Below are 17,217 nucleotides of genomic sequence, written 5' to 3' on the forward strand. Positions count from 1 at the left end.
CGGCAGTTGAATATGACAGTGTTTTGCCGCGCAAGCGGACGCAATTATAGCGTTTGGCAAGGTTTTCATGCTGATCTTGATCATGCGTTGCGGGAGCTAAATTGTTGAAAATGATCGCATATCAATCGCATTTTCATTCATTCGTTCACGCCACTGTGCTGCGCAGGCCTCAGCGTGCGTCTAGCAGACCTTGGCCCCGCAGCCGTATCGGGGCCCGTGACGATGAGCCAGACCATGCAAGCGCTGTTGAACCAGATTCTCGATGAAGTCCGCCCCTTGATCGGCCAAGGCCGTGTTGCCAGCTACATTCCGGCCCTGGCAGACGTGCCGGCCAACCAGCTGGGGATTGCCGTCTATGGCAACGATGGCCAGGTGTTCAGCGCCGGTGACGCCGACACGGCGTTTTCGGTCCAGAGTATTTCCAAGGTCTTCAGCCTGGTGCAGGCCATCGGCCATTCCGGCGAGGCGATCTGGGAGCGGTTGGGGCACGAGCCCTCCGGACAGCCGTTCAATTCCCTGGTGCAACTGGAGTTCGAACGGGGGCGGCCACGCAATCCGTTCATCAATGCCGGGGCCCTGGTGATCTGCGACATCAACCAGTCGCGCTTTGCCGCGCCGGCCTTGTCCATGCGTGACTTTGTCCGACGCTTGTCCGGCAATGCCCAGGTAATGGTGGATGGCCGCGTGGCCGAGTCGGAATACCAGCATCGTGCGCGCAACGCCGCCATGGCCTACCTGATGCAGTCCTTCGGCAATTTCCACAACGATGTGGAGGCGGTGCTGCGCAGTTACTTCAGCCATTGCGCCTTGCGCATGAGCTGCGTCGACCTGGCCCGGGCGTTCTGCTTCCTGGCCAACGACGGTTTCTGCAAGCACAGCGGCGATCAGGTCCTGAGCCGCCGGCAGACCCAGCAAGTCAATTCGATCATGGCCACCAGTGGTTTGTATGACGAGGCGGGCAACTTTGCCTATCGAGTCGGTCTACCGGGCAAGAGCGGGGTGGGAGGCGGGATCGTCGCGGTGGTGCCGGGGCAATTCACGGTGTGCGTGTGGTCGCCTGAGCTCAACGGCGCCGGCAATTCCCTGGTGGGCATGGCGGCCCTGGAACTGCTCAGCCAGCGTATCGGCTGGTCGGTGTTCTAGCTGCGTCTACCAGGCGCCTGCCGGGCTTGTCAGGCTGATCTGCCCGCGCTCGATGAAACGCTGGGTGCCGAACAGGCCGCCGGCCAGCTTGCCACGCAGCACGTAGGGCAGGTTGTCCAGGCTCTGGGTCTGGCTCAGGCCCAGGGTCTGACGCAGCACGGAGAAGGCCGAGACACTCACCGGGATCACCAGGATGTCCTCGGCGTAGCGGCCGATATGGCCCTGCTGGTCGCTGACCCCGGACGCCAGTGGCCGGCCATTGACTTCCAGGTCCAGGGCCACGCCGTTGTAGTCGATGGCCGTCTCGTTGGGGTTCTGCAGGCGCAGCTTGATCGCGAAGCGCATCTCCAGCTCCTGGCTCGGCAGCGGCTCGATACCCACCACGTTGATCGCCAGAGGATCGCGCTGGGGCAACAGCGCACAAGCGCTCAGGCTGAGCAGTACCAGGGTCAAGGCGATCAATCTACGCATGGAATACCTGTCGGCAATGGGAGTGAATGGCTGGCCCGCTTCGTGGCCGCTACCGAGCCTGCGACAAGGCCGCGGGGCCTTGCCTGACCGGCCCCGGCCAACCTTGAAGACCCGGGGCCCATCATCAGCGCACGCAGCATAGACGCCGCTGATCCTCAGGAGTTCGCCTTGCCGCCCATGTCCGGGTCCTGCATGACCTTGAGGGTCGCCGCTTCCGGATCGAACTCATCCTCTTCCAGATCAAGGAACTCCTCCGGCAGGAAGATGTTCAGGAAGATCGCGCAGAAGGCGCCCACGGTGATCGGCGATTCGAAGATGTTGTGCAAGGCCTTGGGCAGCTCGCGCAGCACTTCCGGCACTGCCGCCACGCCCAGGCCCATCCCCAGGGAAATGGCCACGATCAGCACGTTGCGCCGATGCAGGCCGGCCTCGGCGAGGATCTTGATCCCGGCCACCGCCACGGTGCCGAACATGATCAGGGTCGCGCCGCCCAGCACCGGCTTGGGCATCAGTTGCAGCACCGCGCCGATCACCGGGAACAGTCCCAGCAGCACCAGCAGCCCGGCGATGAAGTAGGCGACGTAGCGGCTGGCCACGCCGGTCAGCTGGATCACCCCGTTGTTCTGGGCGAAAGTCACCATCGGCAGACTGTTGAACACCGCCGCCACGGCCGAGTTGAAACCATCGGCCAGCAGGCCGGACTTGATCCGCTTGATGTACAGCGGGCCCTTGACCGGCTGCTGGGAAATCATCGAGTTGGCCGTCAGGTCACCAGCCGCTTCCAGCGGTGAAATCAGGAAGATCACCGCCAGGGGAATGAAGGCAATCAGGTCGAAGGAGAAACCGTACTTGAATGGCACCGGCACGCTGAACAGGGGCACCTCCGGCATGGCGGCCATGTCCACCCGGCCCAGCAGCCAGGCCACCACAAAGCCCAGGGTCAGGCCGATGACGATGGAGCCCAGGCGCAGCATCGGGTGATTGAAGCGATTGAGCAGCACGATGGTCAGCAGCACCAGTGCCGCCAGCCCCAGGTTGCTCGCCGCGCCCAGGTCGCTGGCGCCGTAGCCGCCAGCCATGTCGGTGACCGCGACCTTGATCAGCGAGAGGCCCATCAGGGTGATGATGGTGCCGGTGACCACCGGGGTGATCAGCTTGCGCAGCTTGCCGATGAACTGGCTGAGGAACATCTCGATGAAGGCCGCGACAAAGCAGATGCCGAAGATGGTCGAGAGAATGTCATCGGTGCTGCCGCCCCGGCCCTTGACCATGAAACCGGCACTGAGCAGCACACTGATGAAGGAAAAGCTGGTGCCCTGCACGCACAGCAGGCCGGAGCCGATGGGCCCCAGGCGCCGGGCCTGGACAAAGGTGCCCAGGCCGGAGACGAACAGCGCCATGCTGATCAGGTAGGGCAGCTCGCTTTCAAGACCCAGCACCCCGCCGAAGATCAGGGTCGGGCTGATGATCCCGACGAAGCTGGCCAGCACGTGCTGCAAGGCGGCGAAAATCGCCGCGCTGAAGTGTGGCCGGTCGTTGAGGCCGTAGATCAGGTCTGACTTGTAGCGGGGAGGGGAGTGTTCGGATGCGCTCATCGAAGAAGGCCTGCCAGTGGCGCGTAGGTACAGCGGATACGCGCCGGAAAGTGGACGGGACTTGGGTGCAGGACGCGGCCATCAGGCGGCATCTGCGGACCCGGTCGGAAAAAAGGAGGCGCAGGATGCCAGAAAGGGCCGGCCGCCAGAAGGGCACAAGGGCACAAAAAGCCAACTTCCAAGGGATGCGAAAGGTACTGTTTCTCATTTGCCTTTGTGGAATAATCCGTCTCCCCGATCTGCGGACCGCCCCTCGATGCTGCCGATACCCAGCCTGCTGCGCAGCTTTCAAGAGCACTACGACGACCTGCTGAAGTTTCTCACCCGGCGCATGAACGACCGCCAGCGGGCGGCGGATGTGGCTCAGGACACTTACCTGAAGCTGCTCAAGGTCGACCAGCAGGCGCTGCAGGTGCACAACGACCGCAGCTTCATCTTTCGCGTAGCCGGCAACCTGGCCATCGACACCCTGCGCCGCGAGCAGCGCCAGGCCGGCAACTCGGCCGATAGCCTGGAACACGACGAGGCGGTGGACCCGGCTCCGGCCCCCGAGGCGGTGCTGCTGGCCAAGGAGCGCCTGGCGGTGCTCGACCAGGCCCTGCAGCAACTGTCGGACAACGCTCGCCAGGCCTTGTTGCTCAATCGCCTGGAGGGCCTGACCCAGGCCCAGATCGCCGTGCGACTGGGCGTTTCCGAAAGCATGGTGGCAAAATACATCGGCCAGGCCCTGCGCCACTGCCGCGACTGGTTGCAACAGCACCATGAATGATCCCTTCCTGCCCGCCGCCGACGCTGCCATGACCGAACACCCCGAGAACCTCGAAGACACCGCCATCGACTGGCTGGTACTGCTGCATTCCGGCCAGGCCACGGCGGCCCAGCGCCTGGCGTTCCAGCGCTGGCGCCAGAGCAGCCCGGCCCATGCCCGCGCGGCGGATGAGGCGCAGCGCTTGTGGGGCGATCTGGGCCAGACTCGCTCCGCGCAGCAGCACCGGCAGGATGCCAGCCCGGCTGCCAGGCCCCGTCGCTGGTGGCCGGCGGTGGCTGCATCGGTGCTGCTGGCCCTGGGCAGCGTGATTGGCTGGCAGCAGTGGCCGGCCTGGACCTCGGACTACTACACCGCCGTGGGGCAGCAGCAGAGCCTGACCCTGGCCGATGGCTCGCGGGTAACCCTCAACAGCGCCAGTGCGCTGTCGGTGGCGTATTCGGCGAATGAACGACGGGTGATCCTGGAGCGTGGCGAGGCGCTGTTCGAACCCGCAGCCGATGGGCAGCGGCCATTCGTGGTCCAGGCCCGGGCCGAGCAGTTGCACAGCGCTGCCGGGGCGTTCAGCGTGCGTCGGGAGGGCGACCGGTTGACAGTGGTGGTGCGCGAGGGCCAGGTGCAATTCACCGGCGAGCATGCACCGGTGCTGCTGCAGGCCGACCAGCGCCTGCAGTACCAGGCTGGCCAGCCGCTGCTGGCCCAGCAGAGCGTGGATGCTGCCAGCCTCACCGCCTGGCAGCGTGGCAAGCTGATCTTCAACGGCCGGCCACTGGGCGAGGTGATCGGCGAACTGGAACGCTACCAGCAGGGCCGCATCCTGGTATCCGATGACCAACTGGCCAGGCTGGCCATCAGCGGCGTGTTCGATCTCAACGATCCCCAGGGCTCGCTGCGCACCTTGCAGCAACGCTATCCGCTGCAGATCACCTACTTGCCCTGGCTCGCCGTCCTGCACTGAATTTTTTTTGCTCCGGGCACTGCAAGTTCCTTTCCGGCCAATCGTCGTAGTGAGACTGAGAAGAAAATCGTTCTCATTGACGTCATTTCAACGGGCTGGGAAGGAACACGTGAAAGCTATGTTCAAGCTGTCGATACGCGAGCGCGGTCAACACCTCATGCGCCATACATTACTGGCCCAGGCCGTACTCGTTGGTGGGCTGGTACCGATCCTGGCCCAGGCGCAGCCGCCACTGCCCGCCAGCCAGGCCAGCGTGGCCCAGGAGCGGCGGGTGTCGCTGCAATTGCCGGCCCAGCCCCTGGACCAGGCCCTGACCCGCTTTGCCGACCAGGCCGACCTGCGCCTGCTGTACACCACCGCTGATGTGACGGGCTTGCAGGCGCCGGCCCTCGCCGGTGAAGTCAGCATCGCCCAGGCCCTGCAGGCCTTGCTGGCCGGCAGCGGCATGAGCTGGTCGTTCAGCGATGAACGCACGGTGATCCTGCGCCGTGCCGAACCTGCCGCTGCCAGCCTCAACCTCAAGCCGACCCAGGTCACGGTGGCATCGCGTACCAGCACGGCCATCAGCGAGATTCCCGGCACGGTCTGGGTGGTGGAGCAAAGCCAGTTGCGCGAACAGCTGGAGACGGGCGTCAGCCTCAAGGAAGCTATCGGCAAGCTGGTGCCGGGCCTGGACCTGGCGCCGGAAGGTCGCACCAACTATGGCCAGAACATGCGCGGGCGCAATGTGCTGGTGATGATCGACGGGGTCAGCCAGAACAGCTCCCGGGGCTTGTCGCGCCAGTTCGACAGCATCTCGCCATTCAACGTCGAACGTGTGGAAGTGCTCTCCGGGGCCAGCGCGATCTATGGTGGCGGCGCCACCGGCGGCATCATCAATATCGTCACCAAGAAAGGCGAGCCGGGGCCGGCGCGTTTCGAGACCCAGCTGGGGGCCAGCAGCGGTTTCAACAACAGCGATGATCTGACCACTCGCATCGCCCAGTCGGTCAGTGGCGGCAACGATGCCATCAGCGGCCGCCTGTCCGTGGCAGGGGAGCAGAACCAGGCCTTCTACGACGGCGCCGGCAAACAGATCTTCATCGACAACACCCAGACCGACCTGCAGTACAACCGCACCCTCGACCTGATGGGCAGCCTGGCCCTGAACTTCAACGAAGAGCAGAGCCTGGATCTGCTGGCCCAGTACTATGATTCGGGCAATCGCGGCAGCACCGGGATCTACTTCCCCAACCTCAAGTACCAGGCGCCTTCGGACCTGGAGGACGCCAAGTTGCGCGGAGGCTACTCCACCGACCTGGAACCGCGCACCCGGCGCCTGTTGCTCAATGCCAACTATCACCATGCCGACGTGCTGGGCCAGGACTTCTACCTGCAGGCCTCGTACCGCAAGGAAAACGACAACTTCTATCCGTTTCCCTACTACAACACGGGCAAGCCGACAGGCTCCAAGGGCGTGTACTTCGCCGCTTCGCAGCAGAACTTCGAGGTCAGCAGCCTCAAGGCGCTGTTCGCCAAGGAGTTCGAGACCGTCAAGCTGACCTATGGGGTGGACCTGGATCGCGAGCGTTTCAACGCCGAGCAGAGCACCTTCGACCAAGGCATTTCCTCGGGCAGCGGTGGCCTGGACCTGGTGACCCAGAGCAAGGCTGCACGCTACCCCAGCTACCGGGTCGACGGCCTGTCCGCCTACACCCAGGTGGACTGGCATGCCACGGACAACCTGACGGTATCCGGTGGCTACCGGCGCCAGCAGATGGACGTGGACGTCGGGCGCTTCAAGAACGTGCCGGGGGGCAAAAACGACTACCAGGTCAACCTGTTCAACCTGGGCACGATCTATGATTTCAAGAATGGCCACCAGGTGTGGATCAACTACGGCGAAGGCTTCGATCTGCCGGACCCGGCCAAGTTCTACGGCAAGCCGGGCTTGAGCGTCGACGACAACCCCCTGGCCGGGATCAAGAGCCGCCAGGTGGAAACCGGCTGGCGCTTCTCCGATAGCGACTGGGACGCCCAGGCGGCGCTGTACTACATCTGGTCGGACAAGGTCATCACCACCGACAACGCGACCCTGACCATCGACGTCAAGGATCAGAAGAGCCGCGACTATGGTTTCGAAAGTGCCCTGACCCGGCATTTCCAGAACGGCTGGGAGGCCGGTGGCACCCTGCACCTGGTGCGTTCCGAAGAGGAAGGCAAGAACGGTGGCTGGATCAAGCGCGATGCACGGTATGCCTCGCTGTCCAAGTCCACTGCGTTCGTCGGCTGGAAGGGCGACAGCAGCAGCGTACGGCTGCAAGGCAACCGTGCCTTCACCCTCAAGGACGACGCCGATCACACCATCGACGGTTACACCACCTTCGACCTGCTGGGTAGCCAGGACACCGGTTTCGGCACCTTCAGCGGCGGCATCCAGAACCTGCTGGACAAGCAATACAGCACGGTCTGGGGCCAGCGCGCCAAGCTGTTCTATTCGCCGACCTACGGCCCCGAGTACCTCTACGACTACCAGGGCCGCGGCCGAACCTACACCCTGAGCTGGTCCATGGCCTATTGACCCGATTCATCCGGTGCCCGCTGCGCGGTCATGCGCAGCCTGGGGCAGCGGCTACACGGAGCTGTTGTAGCCACTGCCGAGCGTGCGAGGCTGCGGCGGCAGGGTCCGTGTCTCCTGACAGTGTCTGTCAGGAGGCTCTGCTATCCTGCGCCGGAATTTTTCCGGGAGTCCCGCCAGGTGTCGCGAGCCAGTCGATTACTCACCCTGCTGCAAATGCTGCGGGGCAAAAGCCGTCCGGTCACCGCCGCGACCCTGGCAGCGCAACTGGAGGTGTCCGAGCGCACCCTGTATCGCGATATCGCCGAGCTCACGGCCCTGGGCGCGCCGATCTATGGCGAGGCGGGGGTCGGTTACGTGCTGCGCAGCGGGTTGTTCCTGCCACCGCTGATGCTCAACGCCGATGAGACCGAGGCGGTGGTGCTCGGCTTGCGTTACGTCGATCAGCGCGGCGACGAGGAACTGAGCAAGGCCGCTACCGATGCCATGGCCAAGATTGCGGCGGTGCTGGCACCGGCGGCCCAGGATGCCTTGCGCAATCCGACGCTGTTGCCGGGACCGGCGGGCTACGGATTTCCTGACAACCCGGTGTCACTGAACGTGTTTCGCCAGGCGATCCGTCATCAGGCCAAGCTGGCGATCGACTATGCCGACGTCAACCGCACGCCCAGCCAACGACTGATCTGGCCCCTGGCCCTGGGGTTCCTCAACGAGGCGCGGGTGGTTGTTGCCTGGTGCGAGCTGCGTGGGGATTACCGGACCTTTCGCACCGACCGGGTCGCGACGGCTCGGGAGCACGGAGAGGCGTATCCGGGCCGCCGCAGCGACTGGTTGCGGACCTGGCGCAAGAGTCTGCAAAGCGAGGACGGCCAGCGCTTCACTCCTGACAAGAAATGACGCGATGGGCTCTTAACATGCCGGCCTCATTCACTTGCAGGGAGCCTCTTTCATGTCAGTCATCAATCGATTTGGGCAAGGTGGAAGCGCCGGAGCACTGGCTCCGGCGATCCAGGCCTATGTAGCGGCCACCAATGCGGGAGACGGTTCGCAGGCGGCAGCGATCTTTGCACCCCAGGCCCAGGTGTTCGATGAATGCGAGCATCGGGTCGGGGCCCGGGAGATCGCCCGCTGGATGGCCGATCACGGTGGTCGCCAGGGTTGCCGGCTGGAAATCGTCGGGGTGCAGCAACGCACCGGCAAGGTGCTGCTGGACAGCCTCGCCCGCGGCGACTTTGCCGGTAGCCCCCAATCATTGCGCCATGTCTTTCGCCTGGATGAGCAGGGCCGCATCGCGCGCCTGGATATCTCCCGCGGAGGTGCGTGAAGCTGAAGGTCGCGCTGGCTCGCCTGGTGGGCCCGAGAACGATCACAGGCGGTGCCCGGCGATGGCATACTGCGGCTTTTTGCCGGGAGGCCATGGGCCCATGTCGTTCGATTCCCCCTTGAGTGCCTACCAACACGCCCTGGAGCAGCAGGGGTTCGTTGCCGACCCGGCCCAGGCTCGGGCGGTGCAGGCCTTGCAGCGCTGCCATGAAGCGTTGCACCAGGGGCGCGGGGCAGTCCAGGGCGTCTATCTGTGGGGGGCGGTGGGGCGGGGCAAGACCTGGTTGATGGATCAGTTCCACCAGAGCCTCAAGGTACCGGCGCGCCGCCAGCACTTTCATCATTTCATGGGCTGGGTGCACCAGCGCTCCTTCCAGTTGTCCGGTATCGCCGACCCCTTGCAGGCCCTGGCCCGGGAGCTGGCCGAGGAGGTGCGGGTGCTGTGCTTCGATGAACTGTTCGTCAATGACATCGGCGATGCAATTATCCTCGGCCGCCTGTTCCAGGTGATGTTCGACCAGGGCGTGGTGATGGTGTGCACCTCCAACCAGCCCCCCGAGCAACTGTATGCCGACGGTTTCAACCGCGATCGTTTCCTTCCGGCCATCGAGGCCATCAGCCGCCATATGCAGGTGGTGGCGGTGGACGGTGGGCAGGACCATCGCCTGCACCCCGGTGCGGCTACGCAGCGCTACTGGGTGTGTGCCCAAGGGCAGGCCAGCGCCCTGGGGCCCTTGTTCGAACGGCTGAGTGTCGGGCAGCCGGTGTCCGATGCACCGGTGCTGCTCGGTTATCGGCCGGTGACTGTGGTCAAGGCTGCCCGGACGGTGATCTGGTGTCGGTTCGCCGATCTGTGCGAACAGCCGTTTTCGGCCATGGATTTCATGGCCCTGTGTGATCGCTATGGCGCCATCCTGCTCAGTGAAGTGCCTGGCCTGAGTGCCCAGCAGCGCCCGGGACGCATTGCCCGGGGCACTGAAGACGCTGCCGAACGCGTGGTTGCCGGGGATCGCGAGCTGCCGCAGTTGTCGGCCCATGACGATGCGGTGCGGCGTTTCATCGCCCTGGTGGATGAGTGCTACGACCGCAAGGTGCCCTTGTACCTGGAAGCGCAGGTGCCGATGCAGCAGTTGTATACCGAGGGTTACCTGGAGTTCGCGTTCCGTCGCACCCTGAGTCGCCTGCAGGAGATGCAGCTGGAGCGTTTCGGCAATCCTTGAAGGGGAAGGGGTTCCGACTGCGGTGCATCCCGGCCATTGACTAGGATTTTCTGTCGCAGGTGGGCAAAAATCTTCGTTTGGTCAAATCCCTCGGCCTACAATCCGAGCTGCCCGAGCCTTGAGCGCTCATTTTCAACGCATTGATCGAGGATGAACATGGACGTTGCCGATGTCGTGGTGCTGCAAGCCAGTTACAGCAACCCGGTGCATGCCGAAGCCATAGGCGTGTTGCTCAATCACTATGCCGAAGACGTCATGGGCGGTGGCCAGTCCCTGTCGGCGGACCAGCTCCAGCAATTGCCGGAGGAGTTGGCCAAGCGGCCCCAAGCCTTCAGCGTGCTGGCCTTCGCCGGCGGGCAGCCAGTGGGCCTGGTGAACTGCTTCGAAGGTTTCTCCACCTTTGCCTGCCGGCCCCTGGTGAATGTCCATGATGTGGTGGTGCTCGACAGTTTTCGCGGTCAGGGCCTGAGCAGGCGCCTGCTGCAGAAGGTCGAGGACATCGCTCGCCAGCGCGGCTGCTGCAAGATCACCCTGGAGGTACTGGAAGGCAATGCCCGGGCCCAGGCAGCCTATCGGGCCTGCGGGTTTGCCGATGCCATGCTCGACCCGGTCCACGGCCGCATGCTGTTCTGGAACAAACCCTTGTAATGCTGCCTGCCACCGCCGCGGGCAGCCCGCACCGCACGGATACGCCCTGGAGCATCTTCCTGGTGTTCCTGCGCCTGGGGCTGACCTCCTTCGGTGGGCCGGTCGCGCACCTGGGGTATTTTCGCCAGGAGTTCGTCCAGCGCCGGTGCTGGCTGGGGGAGGCTGCCTATGCCGAGCTGGTTGCGGTGTGCCAGTTCCTCCCCGGCCCGGCCAGCAGCCAGGTAGGCATGGCCCTGGGGTTGTCCCGGGCCGGGGTGCGCGGAGCCTTGTGCGCCTGGGCCGGTTTCACCTTGCCCTCCGCGCTGGCCCTGGCCCTGCTGGCCATGGGACTGGGAGCCGGGGTTCCCCCTGGTGTCTTGAAAGGCTTGCAACTGGTAGCCGTGGCCGTGGTGGCTCAAGCCCTGTGGGGCATGGCCCGCAGCCTGTGTCGCGGACCATTGCGGATCGCCATCGGGGGGATCGCAGCGCTCTTGATGCTGCGTTGGCCGGGGCTGGAGACACAGCTGGTGGTCATGGTGCTGGCGGCGCTGGCGGGCGGCCTGTGGATCAAGCCGGCATGGGCCTTGTGGTTCGAGGTGCCGACCGTCCCGGCCGGCCGTCGCCTGGCAGTCGTGTCCCTGGGCCTGGCGCTGGCGTTGTTGCTGTTGCTGCCGGCCATGACGCTGCTGTGGCCGAGTCGCTTGCTGGAGCTGTTCGACGGTTTCTATCGCGTCGGCGCTCTGGTATTCGGCGGCGGCCATGTGGTGTTGCCGCTCTTGCAGGCCCAGGTGGTTGAGTCGGGATGGATCAGCGAGTCGCTGTTCCTGGCCGGTTATGCCAGCGCCCAGGCAGTACCAGGGCCGCTGTTCAGCGTGGCGGCCTTTGTCGGTGCGGCCATCGATGGCTGGAGCGGGGCAGTGGTCTGCCTGCTGGCGATCTTCCTGCCGGGCATGTTGCTGGTGTTCGCCGTGGTGCCGTTCTGGCAGGTCCTGAGCCAGCGCCAGGACGTCCAGGCATCCCTGGCCGGGGTCAATGCTGCGGTGGTGGGCTTGCTGGCGGCGGCCTTGTACCAGCCGCTTTGGACGTCCACGGTTCATGGCCCCCTGGAATTGTTGGCAGTGTTGTTGGCGCTGCTGTTGTTGCGCAGTGGCCGGGTGCCGCCCTGGGCCCTGGTCCTGCTGGGGGCGGGGCTGGGCGGCTGGGGGTTGTAGCGCCTAGAGGTCGTGCTGTGCGGGATCGAGCTTGGGAAACACCAGGCAGAACTCGGTCTGGCCGTCCAGGACGCTGCTGGCCTGGGCCTGGCCTTCATGCAGGCTCATGATCGAGCGCACGATTGCCAACCCCAGGCCCGTGCCACCTTCGGCGCGGGTCCGGCTGCTGTCTATCCGATAGAAACGCTCGAACAGGTGGGGCAGGTGGCAGGCTGCAATGCCCGGGCCGGGGTTGCTCACGGTCAGGCTCACGGTCTGCACCTGCTGTTCGACGCGCAGGCTGATGTGCCCCCCGGCCGGACTGTGGCGAATGGCATTGGACAACAGGTTGGAAATCGCGCGCTGGATCATCAGGCGGTCGCCCAGCACCCAGGCATCGCCGGTCTGCTGGAGCTCCAGTTGCTTGTCCTCGGCATTAAGGGCGAACAGTTCCATGACCTTGCGGGCTTCGACCCGTAGCGAGATCCGGACGAAGCGGGCCTGGGAGGCGGGCTGGCTGACCTGGGCCAGGAGCAGCATGTCGGCGACCATCCGTGTGACCCGTTCCAGCTCCTCGATACTGGCCTCCAGCACCGCCTTGTATTCTTCCGGCGGCCGCTCCCGGGACAGGGTCACCTGGGCCTTGCCCATCAGGTTGCTGATGGGCGAGCGCAGTTCGTGGGCCAGGTCGTCGGAGAATTGCGACAAGCGCTGCACGCCGCCATCCAGGCGCTGCAGCATGACGTTGATGCCCTGGCCCAGTTCCGCCAGTTCCCGGGGCAGCCGGTCGAGGTTCAGGCGATGAGTCAGGTCCTGGGTGGTGACCTTGGCGGCGACCCGGGTGAACTGCTGCAGGGGCAGCAAGCCCCGTTGCACCAGCCACCAGGCGCCGATGCCGATCAGACCGAGCAGCAGCGGCAGGGCGATCACCGTCGAGCGCAGGTAGGCGCTGAGCAGCGCCTGGTCATTGCTGCGATCCAGGCTCAACACCACGTGCACCCGCTCGCCATTGCGCAGGGGCATCGGTTGCGAGGCGCTGAGCAACTGGCTGCCGCGGCTGTCGTTCCAGTCCAGATAGGCGCCCGAGCTTTCTCTGAGGGCCTCGGGCAGCGGTTGCCGGCTGCTGCCGCCGACGTCCAGCAACGGTGGGGCCAGCGGGTCGCTGCCCAGCACCGACAAGCGCAGGTTGTCGTGGCCCATCACCAAGTCCAGCAGGGAATGGGGCTGGGCCGCCAGGTCGCTGCTCTTGAGGTCGCTGATGAGGCTGTGCTGGATCTGCTCCAGCTTGCTCTGCAGACTCTTGCGCGCCAGGGTCTCGAGTTCGTGATTGAGGGCCAGGTAGGCGAGGGTGGCCAGCAGCAGGACCAGGGCCGCGCCCATCAGGCTCACGGTCAGCCCCAGGCGCATCGACAGACTGCTGTTGCTGGAAGGCCCAGCCATCATTGGCGCACTTCCAGTACGTAGCCCACGCCGCGCAGGGTGTGGATCAACTTGATTTCGCTGGTGTCGTCGATCTTGGCTCGCAAGCGGCTGATGGACACTTCCACGACGTTGGTATCGCAATCGAAGTTCATGTCCCAAACCAGGGAAATGATTTGCGTGCGGGTCAGTACTTCACCGCAGTGGCGCATCAATACATGCAGCAGGGTGAACTCTTTAGTGGTCAGGTCAATGCGTCGCTCGCCGCGATAAGCCCGGTGACGCCGCGGGTCAAGTTGCAGGTCGGCAACTTGCAGTACTTCCGGCTGGGCCACGGGTTCGCTTCGGCGCATCAGGCTTCGGACCCTGGCCAGCAACTCGGGAAATTGAAAGGGCTTGACCAGGTAATCATCGGCGCCCAGGTCAAAGCCCTTGACCTTGTCTTCCAGGCGCCCGCGTGCGCTGAGCATCATGACTCGCGCCGGATGGGGTCGATGCATATGTTGCAGTACTTGCCAGCCATCTTTGCCGGGCAGGTTTACATCCAGGATCACCAACTCGTAGGGTTGTTGTTCAATCAGGTGCAGGCCGTCCACGCCATTGTCGGCACGATCGACGATATAACCACTTTCGCTCAGCCCCTGATGCAAGTAGTCCGCGGTTTTCGACTCGTCTTCAATCACCAGAATACGCATTGCCTGTTGTCCTCTCTAAATAGTCGGATGTTGTCCAATGAGTCGATGGTGAAGCCTGAAGTAACTACAGGGTCAATCGATTAGGGCAGGAAATTCAATCGATTAGATAATCAATCGAGAGTCGGCAGAGCGCCGGAAGTGGCGTGTTTATTGAGGGTTCCGCAGCAAGAGGGTGTCTTGGAGCCAGTGGTTGATTTGTTGTTTCAATTCGTTTCCTGGTAGCAGTGGGCCGATCGATTGATGCGCGGATGTTAAGCGAGGAGTCCGCGTCGATGTGCCACATGACAGTTTTGTAATACCTGGGTCATTGACTTGAAAACTTTGATTTCAATAAACGCACCTCAATAAAAAAGGCGCCCACGAGGGGCGCCAGAATATCCAGCTCTGGCTGAGGAGCAGTTATCCAGAGTGGCTGCACAAAAGCTGTATCAGGCGTCGGGCTGCTGGCTTACTTGTTTTTCTTGTTTGGCATCCGAAGTGGAATATGAAGAGGTGGGCTTCTGCTTGTCGTTCCTGGCAGTATTCTCGGTCTGGTTCCCGTGAATCTGCTGCTGGTTGACGCGGAAGTTCTCGTAGAACTGTTGTACGCGCTCGGAACCACCTTCGGCGAAGGCTGCGCTGGAGCCTGCGAGAATCAGGCCGCTGAGTACAATAGTTGAAAGTTTCATGCTGTGTTTCCTGCTCAAGAGTATTCGGCTACTTGCTTCGTCCCTGTATGGCAAGTGACGGGGGAAGTTAAACCGAATTCTATTAAGTGAGGGTTAACGACAGCCTGAGCCGATCATTACATTTTCGACATCATGTGTCCGTGGCTGCTGGGCCCGGATGATTGCACCGGCCCACGAGTGTGGACCGGTAGTGGTGACTGGCGGGGTATATTGGCAGGAGGCAAGCCTGCGCAAAGCCGTTGCGGCCTTGCGCAGAGCAGGCTTACTTCTGGACGACGGTGGTGTCGGCAGGTGCCTTGGGTTTCATCAGGCTGAAGTCGATCAGGGGCCTGTTCTGGCGTTGAGTGGGATCGCCGATCATCAACGGCCGTGGCTTGAAGCTGTCGCTGACCAGGCTGCGGCTAGGGTCCAGCTGGTCGAAACTCAAGCCTGCAAGGTCAGCCCAGGTATGCACCAGTTGCGAACTCATGTAGGGCCGGCTGAGGTCTGAGGCGAAGTTCCAGTCATGGGTTGCCCGCCACTTCGGCGATGCCCAGGCCATGAATGGAATGGTGTACATCGGCGCGGTGGGCTTGCCTTCGTTGCGCCCCAGGGTGTCATGGCCGGCCGAGTCGAAGACGTCTTCGCCGTGGTCCGACAGGTACAGCAGGAAGCCATTGGGGTCGGTCTTGGCGTAGTCCTTGATCAGGCTGGAAACCACGAAGTCGTTGTACAGCACGGCGTTGTCGTAGCTGTTGTAGGTCGCCACCTGGTCATCGCGCACGCCGGCCGGCACCCCCTGGCGGTCGGTGAACTTGTCGAAACTCGGTGGGTAGCGGTACTGGTAGCTCATGTGGGTGCCCAGCAGGTGGACCACGATGAACTTGCGCGGCGCGCTGTCGGCCAGGGCCTTGGAAAAGGGCTCGAGGACGTCACCATCGTACTGACGGGCATTCTGGTTGCGGTTGTTGTTCAGGTACACCTGCTCGTCGGCCTGCTCGGAGAACGTGGTGAGCATGGTGTTGCGCTTGGTCATGGTCTGCTGGTTGGTGATCCAGTAGGTCTTGTAGCCCGCCTGCTTCATCACGCTGACCAGGGATGGGGTCTTGAGGTACAGGTCGGGATTCTCTTCGTCGGCGAACGTCAGTACCTGCTGCAGGGCCTCGATGGTGTAGGGGCGCGGGGTGATGACGTTGTTGAACACCGCCAGCTGGTCCTTGAGCTTGTCCAGCTCAGGAGTGGTCTGGCGCGGGTAGCCGTAGAGGCTCATGCGCTGGCGGTTGGTGGACTCGCCGATCACCAGTACCAGGGTTGCCGGCTGGTTGGCCATGCTGTCCTGGAGATTGGTCAGGGGCGGGATCTTGCTGACGCTGTCGAGCATGCCCTGCATGCCGTTCAGTTGCTCGCGGTAGCGCCGATAGGCGACCACCATCTGCCAGGGCACTGCAGGTTCGATGCGGGTCTCGAATTTCTCCAGGCCCTGGGCCAGGGTATCGGTACGAGAAATCTGCTTGACCAGCGGGTAGCCGACGATGGCCACCAGGATTGCCACGGCGGCGGCCAGGCCCTGGAGCCTGGGCAGGTACACCGGGCGCAGGCGGGTCCAGAGGAAGAAGGCCAGGGCGGTATGGGCAAGGAACGCCGGCAGCATCCACCAGGCAAAGTACTGGGTCAGGTATTCACCGGCTTCCGAGGGGTTGGACTCGAACATGATGAAGATGACGCTTTGCGAGAATTCCTGCTGGTAGATGAAGAAGTAGCCGAGGCTGGCCATGGAGCAGGCCCAGAGCACGATTCCGATGACGGCGGCCATGAGCCGGGTGCGTGCCGGAAAGAGCAGCATTGGGGCCAGCCAGATGGCGCTCATCAGGAAGGCTTGGCGGAAACCGGCGAAACCGGAGGTGTCGGTCAGCTGGATCAGCAGCTGGGTGATGCCCGAGAAGTACCAGAAGAACAGGAACAGCCAGAGCAGCCCCATCCAGTCGAAACCTGTCGCAGACGTGTTGCCGCGTTTGAACAATGCCATTCAGCGCTCCCCAGGAAACCATGATCATTGGCCGCCGGTCCGGCACCAATGAAGACCGCCTTGTGTAACAAGACGGCCACAATGGCCGGGAGTATCGAGAGTCAAGTGTGAAAAGTTCGTCAGCAGAACGTTGGTATTTCGTACCCGTGTCCAGATGGGATGGACGGCTCTTGGCCACCGGGAGAAGGGGCAGGGCGCGAAAGCGGGAAGGGGGGAGCACAGCGCCGGGCCGTGCTCGGGGCGAGGTTCAATTCGCGGAACGAAGCGCCCGGGACATTACCGGCAGCTGCCCCTGGTCTTGCAGCAACTGGCGCAATTGTGCGAGCTCGTCTTTCAGCTGGTCGCGCTCGTCTTTGAGTTGGCGTAATTCGTCACGACGAATGGTGACATACAGGGTTTGTGCAGGCCTTGCCGGTAGAACTGTGCCCATTGCTTCACCTCGCAAATGGCGGGTCTGAACTATGCTTTGCGATCCGCATTCCCTTGCACAAAGCACCGTTGCAGGCACCTGGCACAGAGTTGCCAAACCGCCTGATGGAGGCAATTTTATTTATTTTTCGAGTGAAAGGAACTTTTTTAT

General features: G+C 63.3%; 16 protein-coding genes. 9 read left to right on the forward strand and 7 right to left on the reverse strand.

The genetic code is table 11. The features are described from left to right. Positions 1–234 precede the first annotated feature (234 nt). On the forward strand, positions 235–1,143 hold the full coding sequence (gene glsB / locus LGQ10_RS02710) for a glutaminase B (protein WP_058435691.1): 909 nt from the start codon (positions 235–237) through the stop codon (positions 1,141–1,143). A gap of 6 nt (positions 1,144–1,149) precedes the next feature. Here the strand turns inward: glsB and LGQ10_RS02715 are convergent, their stop codons facing one another. Continuing rightward, positions 1,150–1,614, reverse strand: a complete 465-nt coding sequence (locus LGQ10_RS02715) for an LEA type 2 family protein (RefSeq protein WP_058435692.1) — start codon at positions 1,612–1,614, stop codon at positions 1,150–1,152. A 155-nt stretch (positions 1,615–1,769) separates the two neighbouring features. After that, on the reverse strand, positions 1,770–3,209 hold the full coding sequence (locus LGQ10_RS02720; protein WP_226524605.1) for a nucleobase:cation symporter-2 family protein: 1,440 nt from the start codon (positions 3,207–3,209) through the stop codon (positions 1,770–1,772). Between the two features lie 256 nt (positions 3,210–3,465). Here LGQ10_RS02720 and LGQ10_RS02725 point away from each other — a divergent pair, with 256 nt between their 5' ends. From LGQ10_RS02725 to chrA, 8 genes are all read left to right on the forward strand, one after another. Continuing rightward, positions 3,466–3,978, forward strand: coding sequence for an RNA polymerase sigma factor (locus tag LGQ10_RS02725; protein ID WP_226524606.1), 513 nt, complete (start codon positions 3,466–3,468; stop codon positions 3,976–3,978). Beyond that, on the forward strand, positions 3,971–4,933 hold the full coding sequence (locus LGQ10_RS02730) for a FecR family protein (protein WP_226524607.1): 963 nt from the start codon (positions 3,971–3,973) through the stop codon (positions 4,931–4,933). The genes LGQ10_RS02725 and LGQ10_RS02730 overlap by 8 nt, the downstream gene beginning before the upstream one ends. A 118-nt stretch (positions 4,934–5,051) precedes the next feature. Then, the gene (locus LGQ10_RS02735; protein ID WP_226526077.1) at positions 5,052–7,493 is read left to right on the forward strand and encodes a TonB-dependent siderophore receptor; all 2,442 of its coding nucleotides are present in this window, start codon (positions 5,052–5,054) and stop codon (positions 7,491–7,493) included. Between the two features lie 177 nt (positions 7,494–7,670). Next, a complete protein-coding gene (locus LGQ10_RS02740) occupies positions 7,671–8,387 on the forward strand; it encodes a helix-turn-helix transcriptional regulator (RefSeq protein WP_226524608.1) in 717 nt (238 codons plus the stop codon). A gap of 52 nt (positions 8,388–8,439) precedes the next feature. Beyond that, positions 8,440–8,814: a nuclear transport factor 2 family protein gene (locus LGQ10_RS02745; protein WP_058436582.1), complete on the forward strand. Its 375-nt coding sequence runs from the start codon at positions 8,440–8,442 to the stop codon at positions 8,812–8,814. Positions 8,815–8,914: 100 nt separating this feature from the next. Next, the gene (gene zapE / locus LGQ10_RS02750) at positions 8,915–10,033 is read left to right on the forward strand and encodes a cell division protein ZapE (RefSeq protein ID WP_226524609.1); all 1,119 of its coding nucleotides are present in this window, start codon (positions 8,915–8,917) and stop codon (positions 10,031–10,033) included. A gap of 156 nt (positions 10,034–10,189) precedes the next feature. Then, a complete protein-coding gene (locus LGQ10_RS02755) occupies positions 10,190–10,681 on the forward strand; it encodes a GNAT family N-acetyltransferase (protein WP_058436006.1) in 492 nt (163 codons plus the stop codon). Next, positions 10,681–11,871: a chromate efflux transporter gene (gene chrA / locus LGQ10_RS02760; RefSeq protein WP_226524610.1), complete on the forward strand. Its 1,191-nt coding sequence runs from the start codon at positions 10,681–10,683 to the stop codon at positions 11,869–11,871. The genes LGQ10_RS02755 and chrA overlap by 1 nt, the downstream gene beginning before the upstream one ends. A gap of 3 nt (positions 11,872–11,874) precedes the next feature. Here chrA and LGQ10_RS02765 read toward each other — a convergent pair whose 3' ends face one another. The 5 genes from LGQ10_RS02765 to LGQ10_RS02785 all read right to left on the reverse strand — a co-directional run bounded on the left by LGQ10_RS02765 (position 11,875) and on the right by LGQ10_RS02785 (position 17,067). Continuing rightward, on the reverse strand, positions 11,875–13,293 hold the full coding sequence (locus LGQ10_RS02765) for a heavy metal sensor histidine kinase (RefSeq protein WP_226524611.1): 1,419 nt from the start codon (positions 13,291–13,293) through the stop codon (positions 11,875–11,877). Further along, positions 13,290–13,964, reverse strand: coding sequence for a heavy metal response regulator transcription factor (locus LGQ10_RS02770; protein ID WP_058436003.1), 675 nt, complete (start codon positions 13,962–13,964; stop codon positions 13,290–13,292). Before LGQ10_RS02770 ends, LGQ10_RS02765 begins: the two co-directional genes overlap by 4 nt. Before the next feature lie 428 nt (positions 13,965–14,392). Beyond that, a complete protein-coding gene (locus tag LGQ10_RS02775) occupies positions 14,393–14,632 on the reverse strand; it encodes a hypothetical protein (protein WP_226524612.1) in 240 nt (79 codons plus the stop codon). Between the two features lie 262 nt (positions 14,633–14,894). After that, positions 14,895–16,637 (reverse strand): phosphoethanolamine transferase CptA, encoded by a 1,743-nt coding sequence (locus LGQ10_RS02780; protein WP_058433523.1) that lies wholly within the window; start codon positions 16,635–16,637, stop codon positions 14,895–14,897. A 247-nt stretch (positions 16,638–16,884) separates the two neighbouring features. Next, on the reverse strand, positions 16,885–17,067 hold the full coding sequence (locus LGQ10_RS02785; protein WP_226524613.1) for a DUF6026 family protein: 183 nt from the start codon (positions 17,065–17,067) through the stop codon (positions 16,885–16,887). Positions 17,068–17,217: the final 150 nt, after the last annotated feature.

It is taken from the genome of Pseudomonas sp. L5B5 (assembly GCF_020520285.1).
Taxonomy (GTDB): Bacteria; Pseudomonadota; Gammaproteobacteria; order Pseudomonadales; family Pseudomonadaceae; genus Aquipseudomonas.

Coding starts and splice junctions, on each gene's coding strand:
- chrA (WP_226524610.1), top strand. CDS start 10,681: ATGCTGCCTGCCACCGCCGCGGGCAGCCCGCACCGCACGGATACGCCC.
- LGQ10_RS02725 (WP_226524606.1), top strand. CDS start 3,466: ATGCTGCCGATACCCAGCCTGCTGCGCAGCTTTCAAGAGCACTACGAC.
- LGQ10_RS02715 (WP_058435692.1), bottom strand. CDS start 1,614: ATGCGTAGATTGATCGCCTTGACCCTGGTACTGCTCAGCCTGAGCGCT.
- LGQ10_RS02745 (WP_058436582.1), top strand. CDS start 8,440: ATGTCAGTCATCAATCGATTTGGGCAAGGTGGAAGCGCCGGAGCACTG.
- LGQ10_RS02755 (WP_058436006.1), top strand. CDS start 10,190: ATGGACGTTGCCGATGTCGTGGTGCTGCAAGCCAGTTACAGCAACCCG.
- LGQ10_RS02770 (WP_058436003.1), bottom strand. CDS start 13,964: ATGCGTATTCTGGTGATTGAAGACGAGTCGAAAACCGCGGACTACTTG.
- LGQ10_RS02765 (WP_226524611.1), bottom strand. CDS start 13,293: ATGATGGCTGGGCCTTCCAGCAACAGCAGTCTGTCGATGCGCCTGGGG.
- LGQ10_RS02720 (WP_226524605.1), bottom strand. CDS start 3,209: ATGAGCGCATCCGAACACTCCCCTCCCCGCTACAAGTCAGACCTGATC.
- LGQ10_RS02775 (WP_226524612.1), bottom strand. CDS start 14,632: ATGAAACTTTCAACTATTGTACTCAGCGGCCTGATTCTCGCAGGCTCC.
- LGQ10_RS02785 (WP_226524613.1), bottom strand. CDS start 17,067: ATGGGCACAGTTCTACCGGCAAGGCCTGCACAAACCCTGTATGTCACC.
- LGQ10_RS02780 (WP_058433523.1), bottom strand. CDS start 16,637: ATGGCATTGTTCAAACGCGGCAACACGTCTGCGACAGGTTTCGACTGG.
- zapE (WP_226524609.1), top strand. CDS start 8,915: ATGTCGTTCGATTCCCCCTTGAGTGCCTACCAACACGCCCTGGAGCAG.
- LGQ10_RS02730 (WP_226524607.1), top strand. CDS start 3,971: ATGAATGATCCCTTCCTGCCCGCCGCCGACGCTGCCATGACCGAACAC.
- LGQ10_RS02735 (WP_226526077.1), top strand. CDS start 5,052: ATGTTCAAGCTGTCGATACGCGAGCGCGGTCAACACCTCATGCGCCAT.
- glsB (WP_058435691.1), top strand. CDS start 235: ATGCAAGCGCTGTTGAACCAGATTCTCGATGAAGTCCGCCCCTTGATC.